Here is a 9,431-nt window from a genome sequence, read left to right as displayed (position 1 = left end):
CCGGTGCGGCAGCACGTAGCCGGCCGCCTCCTGCACATGCTCCGGCAGCGCCTCGGCCCCGCCTTCCCAGGCGGCGATCGCCAGCGCCGCGCGCAGCAGCCCGAGCTCCGCCCGGTGCCCGGGGCAGCCGGCCTCGCGGGCGATTTCGCCGCACAGCCGGACCGCGCTCTCGCTCGCGCGAACGGCCGGCAGCAGCCGGCTGGCTTGCTCGACCCTCTCCCGCAGCTCCGCGGTCGCCGTATCGTACTCGCGGCGGAAGGCGTCGGGATCGCGCTCGAACGCAAGCCGCCGGCGCACGATTTCCGCCCGGTCGCGCGCGTCCTTCGCCGCCTCGACGCGGACGAACAGCCCGAAACGGTCCAGAATGGCGCCGGCCGGCATCCCTTCCAGCGGATTCATCGTCCCGTACAGAAGAAACCGGGACTGCCGACGCCCGGACAATCCTTCCCGCTCGACGGCGAACGAGCCGTCTTCCGCCGCATGCGCAATCGTCTTCAGTACGCTTTCCGGCATCAGATTCAGATCGTCGAGCGCGGCCGTATGGCCGTCGGCTTCGGCCAGCAAGCCCGGAGACAGTCGCCGTTCCCCGTGCCGGACCGCATAGCCGGTATCCAATCCGCCAAGCAGACGGTCCTCCGTCGCGTGCAGCGGGATGCGGAACAGCCTTCTGTGCGGAACGAGCTCGGCCAGACCGCGCACGAGCGTCGTTTTCGCCGTCCCCGCCTCCCCGCATAGCAGCACGCCGTTCAGGCGGGGCTGAACCGCGTGGAGCAGCAGCGCCTTCTTCGCCGCCTCCAGCCCGACGACGGCGCAAAACGGGTAAGGCGGCGGGACGTCACTTCGCATGGACGCCCTCCGCCGGCAGTTCGCCGAGCAGACGCCTTACGGCTTCGACGCCTCCCGCATCGTCCTCGAACGGACGTCTGCGCATCCGGTGCGGCATGACGAGCAGCGCCGCTTCCGTCATATCGTCCGGCTTAACGCGCGTCCTTCCGTCGAACGCCGCGAGCGCCATCGCCGTTTTCATCAGCGTAATGTCGGCGCGGTGGCCGTCGACTTCCAGCCGGATGCCGATCGTGGCGGCTTGCTCCAGCATGGCCTCCGTCGGCTCGATTTGCGCAAGCAGCGTCCGCGCCTGCCGGATCCGCTCGAGCAGCTCCGCCTGCCGCCTCTCGTATACCCGCCGGAAGGCGTCCGCGTCGGAGTCGAAGGCGAGCCGCCGGCGCACGACTTCCATCCGGCTCGCCACGTCGCGTTCCCCGCATACGTCGACGGATATCGCGAACCGGTCGAGCAGCTGCGGACGCAGCTCCCCTTCCTCCGGATTCATCGTGCCGATGAGCGCGAACCGGGCCGGATGCGAATGCGACACGCCTTCGCGTTCGACCGTGTTGACTCCCATCGCGGCGGCGTCGAGCAGCGCGTCGACGATCGCGTCTTCGAGCAGGTTGATCTCGTCCACATACAAAATGTGTCCATGGGCCGCGGCCAGCAGCCCGGGCTCGAAGCGCACTTCGCCGTGACGGATGGCGTGCTCGATGTCCAGCGACCCGACGACCCGGTCCTCCGTCGCGCTGACCGGCAAATCGACGACGCGAAGACCCGGCATCAGATCGGCCAGCGCCCGCACCGCCGTCGACTTCGCCGTCCCTTTTTCGCCGCGGATCAGCACGCCTCCCAGTCTCGGGTCGACCAAATGGAGCAGCAGCCCCTTTTTCATCGTTTCCTGCCCGACAATCGCCGTAAACGGAAACGGGCGTTGAATAACCGTCATCGTTCCTCTCCCCTGTCCGATGGATTGAGCAGCCCCGTAACGAGACAATACGGGCGTCCGTTCAGCGGATGGCGGCCGATGGTCGCCCTCACCCCGAAAACGTCGGCGAGCGTCGCTTCGGTGATCGTCTCCTCCGGCCGGCCGCATGCGTACAAAGCGCCGCTTCTCATGACCGCGATTTCGTCCGAATAGGCGGAAGCGTGGTTCATATCGTGCAGCACCATGACGATCGTCACCCCGTTCGACCGGTTGATGCGGGCGATCAGCTCCATAATTTCCAGCTGGTGGCTGACGTCCAAATACGTCGTCGGCTCGTCGAGCAGCAGCACGCGCGGTTGCTGGGCCAGCGCCATCGCGATCCATACCCGCTGGCGTTCGCCGCCCGACAATGCGGCCAGCTTCCGTCCGGCGAAGCGCCTCGTGCCGGTTTGCTCCATCGCCCGATCGACGATTTCCTCGTCCTCCGGCCGGCTCGCCCCCCAAATCGGCTTGTGCGGAAATCGGCCGAAGCCGACCAGCATGCGAACGGTCATGTCCGGCAGCCGGTCCGGACTTTGCGCGAGCATCGCCAGCTCCCGCGCCAATCGGCGCGGCGCGAAGCCGCTCAGCCGTTTTCCGTCCAGCAGGATGCCGCCGCTCCGCGGCTTCAGCTGTCCGGCGACCGCCCGGAGCAGCGTGCTTTTACCGCAGCCGTTCGGGCCGACGATCGTATGAATGCGTCCCGATTCGGCATGCCAGTTCAGCCGCTCGATAACCGGACGTCCGTCGTACCGCAACGTCACGTCTTCCGCCTGCAGTGCCGTCATGCCGATTCCCTCCTGAGCAAATATAGGAAAAAGGGCGCCCCGAGCATGCCCATCATAATGCCGACCGGCAGCTCGATCGGCGCGAACGCGAGCCGCGCCAGCGTATCGCAAAACGCGACGACGGCCGCGCCGAACAGCGCCGAAGCCGGCAGCAAAAAGCGGTAATCGCCGCCGATCAGCAGCCGGACCGTATGCGGGACGATCAGCCCGACGAAGCCGAGCAGCCCGACGATGCTGACCGCGCTGGCGGCAAGCAGCGTGGCGACCGCCGTCATGACGAACCGGGTCGCTTCGACCCGCAGTCCGAGCCCTTTGGCGCTGCCGTCGCCGAGCGAAAGTACGTTCATGTGCGTCGCCCCGGCAACGGCCAGCGCGATGCCCGCCGCCGAGTACGGCAGCATCGTGTACAGCTGCGGCCAGCTTTTCGCCGCCAGCCCCCCGACGAGAAAGACGAGCGCGCCGCTGACCCGGTCGCTGTAAAACGTAAGCAGCGCCGAAATGCCCGAGCCGAGAAAGGCGGAAACGGCGACCCCGGCCAATATGATCCGTACCGGCTGGACGCCACGCTTCCAGGCGAGCATATAAATGACGGCCGCCGCGCCGGTAGCGCCGATGAAGGCGGCCGGCGTAAGCAAGCCGGACATATGCGGGAACAGGATCAAGACGACGATGCCGAACAGGCCCGCCCCCGACGAGACGCCGATAATGTGCGGATCGGCGAGCGGATTGCGCATGACCCCTTGCAGCAGCGCGCCGGACAGCGCCAAATTCGCCCCGACGAGCGCGGCGACGAGCGTGCGCGGAAGCCGGATGTTCCAAACGATCTCCTTCATCGGTCCGTCGTGGCCGCGAAACAAATAGCTCCAAATATCCGCGAGCGATATCGATACGGCGCCGGAGCCGATGCTGAACGCGACCGCCAAGAAAGCGGCGGCCAGCATCGCCGCGAGGACGACAGCGCTTCGGACGCCGGATGTTCGATCCCGTTCCGTTTCCGCTTTCGCTTTCGCATTCGCTTGCGCCGTATCAGCCGCCATTGCCGTAAATCTCCGGGTAGACGAGCTTCGCCAAGTAGGCGACCGATTCGTTCAGGCGAAAGCCGGGATTCGACAGCAGCAGGTCCGACGGCAGCACCGCCATCCGCTTCTCTTTAACGGCGCGAAGCGACGCCCAAGCGGGCTGCGCCGCGAGATCGGCTTCGATTTTGTTCTCGCCGTCCGCGCGGGCTCCGTGAATCAGGATAAAGACGTAGTCCGGGTTTAGCTGGACCAGCTTTTCCATGCTGAAGGGCGCCGTAGTCGGGCTGTTTTGCGTTGGCTCGAGCGTCTCCGCCGCATTGCGCATGCGAAGCATGCCGGCCGCTTCCAGTCCGACCGTATTCGCCCGCTGTACCGAGATGCTGGTCGGCGTTACGTTCAGCATGACGAACGAAGGCGTTTTGTCCGGCACTTTGGCGGTAATGTCCGCAATGTCCCGCTCCAGCTTCGCCAGCCTTTCGGCCGCCTTGCTTTCCGAATCGGCGAGCTTGCCGAACAACGCCGCCTTTTGCCGCAAATCTTCGTATGTACCGAGACCGAGCATCGCAAACGGGATGCCGCTTCGGTCCATCAGCTCGGCCAAGTTTTTGTGAAACGACGGAGAGCCGACGACGAGGTCCGGCTTCAAGGCGAGCAGCTTCTCCGTATGGACCGACGTAATGCCGCCGATCGCTTCGACGTCTTTCGCTTTATCGGGCACGGCCGTCCCCGGCGAGGTCGTTCGTGCGATCGCCCGGCCGTCCACTTCGTAAAGCAGGTCGAGCAGCTGCGGAGACAGCGCGACGATTCGCTGCGGCTTCGATGGAACCGTTACCGTTCGGCCCGCGTCGTCTTGAAATGTCAGAAACGGCTTCGCCTGCTCCGACGCCGGGCCGGACGGCGACGACGCCTGCCTCGGCTCCGCGGTCGTCGATGGCGGCTCGCCCTTCGAGACGTCCGCGGCGCCGCAGCCCGACATAACCGCCAGCAGGACGCCTCCGGCGATCCATTGAAATGCGCGTTTAAGCGACTGCATGAAGCTTCCTCCCCATTCTTATTAGTAATTATTACGATTGTAATTATTACGAATAAATAATAATACAGCATCCGCTTTTCGTCAAATAAAAAAAGAACGTCTGTCTTTCTGTACGGACGTTCTTTTCCGCGCAAACCGATCCTTATTGGACGCCGAGCGGCAGCGGATCGGGAAGCGAGATGGAAATGCTCCCGCTATTTTCGGTCGTTTCCCGTTTCCCGGCAAAACAACGGGAAACTATCCCGCTACATTCGTCCATACCATGCGTTTCGCCGATACAGCGCCATTTCTAACCGGAGCTTTTACCGGTATTTCGATACGAAGAATACCCGAAAGCGAGTCTGCTGGAGGTTTTCCCGTTCGTTTTGTTCAAATGGCCCGGCAGCTATAAGGATACGCCGACGCGGAATCGAAAGGCTCGGTAATATCGAAAAAGAGAGCCCCGCGCGTACCGGTACGTGCACGCACGAAGCTCTTTTCATATCGAACCGTCGGGAATTGCTTTTCGATGCTCGCTGCGGTAAGCGGACGGCGTCATCCCCTTCATGCGGCCGAATACGCGGGAAAACGAGCGGAACGATTCGAAGCCGGCGGCGAGCGCAACGTCCGACACCGGCCTGTCGGTCGAAGCGAGCATATGGGCGGCGCTTTCCACGCGCAAACGATGCAAATACGGCAAAAAGCTGGTTCCCGTATGCTCCCGGAACATGCGGCTGACGACTGGCTCGCTGACGCCGGCGGCCGCCGCGACGAGACCGAGCGAAAGCGGCTCCGCGAAATGGACGTGCACGTAGCGAAGCGCCGGCCAAAACGCCGCGGCTGCCGCATCCGGCGAACCGTGCCGGTCGGACGCCCGTTCGGCGGCCGCCATTTCGCGCAAAAATAACAGCAGCGCTTCGGTCAGCAGGCTGCGCAGCAGCCCGTTTCGTCCGAGCGTCTCGGGACGCCGGCCGTACTCGTCGCGGAGCCGGGCGAGCGCGCTTTCGAACCGGTCGGCCTCCTCTCCCTCCATATATACATAGGAGGGGAGCGAACCGCCGATCCGCGACAGCAGCTCGAGGCAGGCGGAATCGAGAGCGGCCCGGTCGATCAGCTCGAGATCGAACATGCAGCAATACACCTGCGGCGGCCGCTCCGGATCGTGGGCGCTTTCGTGCACATGGTTCGGGAGATAGAAGCATGCCGTTCCCGGCTTCATCCGGTGCGTGACGCCGTTTACCGTTTTATAGCCGCCGCCGCTTCGGACATACGTCAGCTCGGCAAACGGATGATAGTGCGACTGCACGTTTCCGCCGCCGCCGTGAATCCCGACGTACAGCGGCGGTTCCCCGGCCGGGATCGGCTTGTTCATCGGATACTGCTGAAACTGCGGCATGCCGCGCATAAACCGTCCTCCTTTTCCGAATTGGCATACGGCCGTTCGGTTTTGTCGCGTCCGTTCGCCCAGCCTATTATAAAATGATTGGGAGCATCCGTAAACGAACGGAAACGAAAAGGAGACGATCCGCATGAACTATTTGATCATGACCGATCTGGAGGGGGTCGCCGGCGTCGACCGCTTCCGGCAGACGAGAACGTACGACATGGCCGATAAAGGCGAAGCGATGAAGCAGCTGGCGCGGGAAACGAACGCGTGCATCGAAGGGATTCGCGAAGCGGACGGTTCGGCGAAGGTGACGGTCATCGACGGCCACGGCACCGGCGGACTGCTTCCGGACGATTTGGCTTACGGCGATTACGTCCGCTACCGCGATTTTCGGCACGAGACGCTGCCTTCGTATGCGGGGCTGTTCTTCGTCGGGCAGCACGCGATGGCGGGAACGATCGACGCGCCGCTCTGCCATACGTATTCGTCGCTGCGCGTGCAGTATTACCGGCTGAACGGCGTCTTCATCGGCGAATTCGCCGCGTTTGCCCAATGGGCGGGCATGCACGGCGTGCCGGCCGTTTTTTTGGCCGGGGACGACAAAGCCGCTCTCGAAGCGCAGCTGTTCGTACCGGCGATCGAAACGGCGGTCACGAAGCGCGGCAAAGGCATCGAAGCGGCCGACCATCTGTCCTCGGCCGACGCCTGCGCGGCCATACGTCTTGCCGCGGCGAAGGCGGCCCGGCGAATCGGAGACATTCCGCCGTTCGTCCGTTTTCAGCCGCCGTACCGGTTCGAAGCCCGCCATTACGAGCCGCTGGCCTCGAGCGGCGTTCCGGCAAACGGCCGTCCGATCGACGAGCGGACCTATGTGATCGAAACGAGCGAATACCGGGAGCTGCCGTTTTTTTAACCGATATGCGCTTCTAGGTCAAGATCGAGACTGGAACAAATGGATGTATCCGTCATGGCCGGGCGGGGTCGACTCGATATGCTTGAAGCTACCGTTTGTATATTCGCTTATCGCGTTTTGCCAAAATCGCTGCGCCGCCGTATTCGTCCGCTCCTGCTTCACTTCCCAATGTGCCGGGAAGTGGCGAAACAGCGCGTGAGCGACGGCTTTGCCGATCCCGCGCCGACGCCATTTGCGCATGATGAAAAATTCCGCGAGCGAGCGGGTATGATCGCCGCGTTCGAGGAACGACGAGTAATTGGTCACCATGGCGAACCCGGCGATCTCGCCGGCGGCTTTGACGACGAACGCCAATCTGCCTTCTTGTTCGATCCCGTGCTTCGTCCAGTAATGGTCCAAATAATCGTAATCGAACAGTCCGTGCGAATCGGGAGCGATGCCGTTATGCTCGCTCTCGTCGTGCTTGTACAGCTGCATCAAATGGCGAAAGACCGGCTTGTCGTCTTTCGTGCCTTGAACGAGCCGGAATTCGATATCATTTACGCGAATCGCGATCTCCATGGAACCCTCTCCTTTATGCCAGCATATCAAATCGGAAGCGGGCTCCCCCAGCGAACAATTCGTTATAACGATTCGCGCCGCCGAAACTACGATCGGAAATCCAACAAGGTCTGCAGCTTTTTCGGGCCGACTCCTTGAACGAGCAGCGGAATGCGCGGACCTTCGTCCCTGCTCAGTACAAGCCGGTATACGATGCGGAACAGCCTCTTTTGATTATTTCTCATCGTTTTTTTGTCCTCGTCCCGGCAGATCGCGTATATGTCGCTCATCAGCCGTTCCTCGTCGATCGTCCCCGTCTCGAGCAAATCGCGAAACGCCTTCACCCATTCGCGCTCGGTCCGTGACAACGTCCCGTAATAGGCGGCATTCGGGTTCGCATTCACGGTTATTTGCTTTTCGGGATTCCAATGCCTGATCCAATGCTCCGCGCGTCTCGCGACCGTCTCCAGCCGGTCCGGATCGTACGTTTCGCCCATGCGCGACAATACGTCCCGCAGCAGCGTTCCGTCGAAGTTCACGAGCGGCAGCAAACTCGCGACCAGACCGAATCTCGGAGTCTTCTCCTGCGTATCCGTCACCCGGGACAGCTCCAGCGCTTCCTTGATCTCGTCGCTCCAGCTTTCCGACGCGGCGGCGTCCCGCACCCTATCGTATTCCGCGTACGTTCGCAGCACGTCGTCATCCATGCCGATATGAAAAGCGGCGTCCGGCCGGTATTTGGCGAACATAAACAAAAGCTGCTCCGGGGCGTACACGTTCAAAAGGTCGGCGGGCGTATAATTGTCGCCGGATGAGCTGGACATTTTGGCGTGGCTGCCTTTCATGGTTATAAATTCGTACGGCACGTAAAAAGGCGGCGGATTGCCGAATATCGATTCGGAAATGACTTTCGAGACGTTGTAGCTGCCCGTTTCCGACGAATGGTCCCGGCCCCCGGGCTCGAAGGCGACCTGCTCGATCGACCACCGCATCGGCCAATCGATTTTCCAATGCAGCTTCACGTTCGTCGCCTCCGGCACGGGCAGCTCGTTCCGATTGCCGCATATGCAGCGGTATGTCAGCTTCTCCGTCCGTTCGTCGAACGATTGCACGACGGTCGTATCTTTTCCGCATGCTTCGCAGTAGACGTGTACGGGAAAAAACGACTCTCTCTGTTCCTCGCTTGCTTCCCCCGTCTTAAAATCCATCAGGATGTCGTAAATCTCTTTTCTTTTTTTCAGCGCATGAACGATGGACGGGTTGTACCGCTTCGATGCGTATTCCCGGCTCTGGTAAATAAACTCGGGCTTCATCCGGAATGCCGCCAAAGCCTGTTCGAATTCCTTCTCGAAATGCTCTGCGTAGGAACGGTGGCAGCCGAACGGGCACGGAACTTCCGAGTAAGGCATGCCGATATAGGCTGCGAAGCCGGGATCGATCCGTTTCGGAACTTTGCGGAACCGGTCGAAATCGTCCCACGAAAAAATGAACCGTACCCGTTTGCCGGCTTTCTCCAACTCTTTGGCCACGAAATAGGTCGTCGCGATTTCGCGAAAATTTCCGATATGGACCGACCCCGACGGACTGACCCCCGACGCGCATACGAACGTCTGCCGGCTCGGATCGTTTTGGATCAGTCGATTCGCTATGTTTTGCGCCCAATGCATCCGTATCATCCTTTCTTCGTTACCCGTTTATTAAAGGCAAAAAAGCTCCCGTCCTCAAGATTCGCATCTTCAGGACGAGAGCTTTGCAAGCTTCGCGGTACCACCTTCCGTTTCGCGGACATGTCGCCACGGCCGCCTCTTCGGGTACGGCAGTCGCTGCTTATACCCTATCTCTGTAACGGGAGATCCCGTCGCACCATCCTCGGAGCGCACACCGGCCCGATTCCGTACGCGGCTCCGAGTCTTTTTTCGTTCGGAACGCCGCTGCTCCATTCCCACCGCCTGGAGCTCTCTGCGAGCGGCATTTCCGGAC

General features: G+C 61.9%; 9 protein-coding genes. 1 reads left to right on the top strand and 8 read right to left on the bottom strand.

What is annotated here, in order from left to right:
• The 6 genes from PV407_RS09675 to PV407_RS09650 all read right to left on the bottom strand — a co-directional run.
• Positions 1–846, bottom strand: an 846-nt coding sequence (locus PV407_RS09675; RefSeq protein WP_332089714.1) for an AAA family ATPase, incomplete at its 3' end; no start/stop codon positions are given.
• Positions 836–1,774 carry an ATP-binding protein gene (locus PV407_RS09670; protein WP_332089713.1) on the bottom strand — a complete coding sequence of 313 codons (939 nt, stop codon included), beginning with the start codon at positions 1,772–1,774 and terminating at the stop codon, positions 836–838. The genes PV407_RS09670 and PV407_RS09675, both read right to left, overlap by 11 nt.
• Entirely contained in the window at positions 1,771–2,580 is an 810-nt protein-coding gene (locus PV407_RS09665; RefSeq protein WP_332089712.1) for an ABC transporter ATP-binding protein, read from the bottom strand. The genes PV407_RS09670 and PV407_RS09665 overlap by 4 nt, the downstream gene beginning before the upstream one ends.
• Positions 2,577–3,617: a FecCD family ABC transporter permease gene (locus PV407_RS09660; protein ID WP_332089711.1), complete on the bottom strand. Its 1,041-nt coding sequence runs from the start codon at positions 3,615–3,617 to the stop codon at positions 2,577–2,579. Before PV407_RS09660 ends, PV407_RS09665 begins: the two co-directional genes overlap by 4 nt.
• Positions 3,607–4,632: an ABC transporter substrate-binding protein gene (locus PV407_RS09655; protein WP_332089710.1), complete on the bottom strand. Its 1,026-nt coding sequence runs from the start codon at positions 4,630–4,632 to the stop codon at positions 3,607–3,609. Before PV407_RS09655 ends, PV407_RS09660 begins: the two co-directional genes overlap by 11 nt.
• A 478-nt stretch (positions 4,633–5,110) precedes the next feature.
• Positions 5,111–6,016, bottom strand: coding sequence for an AraC family transcriptional regulator (locus tag PV407_RS09650; protein WP_332089709.1), 906 nt, complete (start codon positions 6,014–6,016; stop codon positions 5,111–5,113).
• Between the two features lie 124 nt (positions 6,017–6,140).
• Here PV407_RS09650 and PV407_RS09645 point away from each other — a divergent pair, with 124 nt between their 5' ends.
• Positions 6,141–6,911, top strand: a complete 771-nt coding sequence (locus PV407_RS09645; protein ID WP_332089708.1) for a M55 family metallopeptidase — start codon at positions 6,141–6,143, stop codon at positions 6,909–6,911.
• 18 nt (positions 6,912–6,929) lie between these two features.
• Here PV407_RS09645 and PV407_RS09640 read toward each other — a convergent pair whose 3' ends face one another.
• The gene (locus tag PV407_RS09640; protein ID WP_332089707.1) at positions 6,930–7,472 is read right to left on the bottom strand and encodes a GNAT family N-acetyltransferase; all 543 of its coding nucleotides are present in this window, start codon (positions 7,470–7,472) and stop codon (positions 6,930–6,932) included.
• 86 nt (positions 7,473–7,558) lie between these two features.
• Positions 7,559–9,118: a lysine--tRNA ligase gene (gene lysS / locus PV407_RS09635; protein ID WP_332089706.1), complete on the bottom strand. Its 1,560-nt coding sequence runs from the start codon at positions 9,116–9,118 to the stop codon at positions 7,559–7,561.
• Positions 9,119–9,431: the final 313 nt, after the last annotated feature.

Source organism: Paenibacillus sp. GYB003, from assembly GCF_036577625.1.
Lineage (GTDB): Bacteria > Bacillota > Bacilli > Paenibacillales > NBRC-103111 > Paenibacillus_AB.
This window is presented reverse-complemented; position numbering and strand designations above follow the sequence as displayed.

Coding starts and splice junctions, on each gene's coding strand:
- PV407_RS09640 (WP_332089707.1), bottom strand. CDS start 7,472: ATGGAGATCGCGATTCGCGTAAATGATATCGAATTCCGGCTCGTTCAA.
- lysS (WP_332089706.1), bottom strand. CDS start 9,118: ATGCATTGGGCGCAAAACATAGCGAATCGACTGATCCAAAACGATCCG.
- PV407_RS09645 (WP_332089708.1), top strand. CDS start 6,141: ATGAACTATTTGATCATGACCGATCTGGAGGGGGTCGCCGGCGTCGAC.
- PV407_RS09670 (WP_332089713.1), bottom strand. CDS start 1,774: ATGACGGTTATTCAACGCCCGTTTCCGTTTACGGCGATTGTCGGGCAG.
- PV407_RS09660 (WP_332089711.1), bottom strand. CDS start 3,617: ATGGCGGCTGATACGGCGCAAGCGAATGCGAAAGCGAAAGCGGAAACG.
- PV407_RS09650 (WP_332089709.1), bottom strand. CDS start 6,016: ATGCGCGGCATGCCGCAGTTTCAGCAGTATCCGATGAACAAGCCGATC.
- PV407_RS09665 (WP_332089712.1), bottom strand. CDS start 2,580: ATGACGGCACTGCAGGCGGAAGACGTGACGTTGCGGTACGACGGACGT.
- PV407_RS09655 (WP_332089710.1), bottom strand. CDS start 4,632: ATGCAGTCGCTTAAACGCGCATTTCAATGGATCGCCGGAGGCGTCCTG.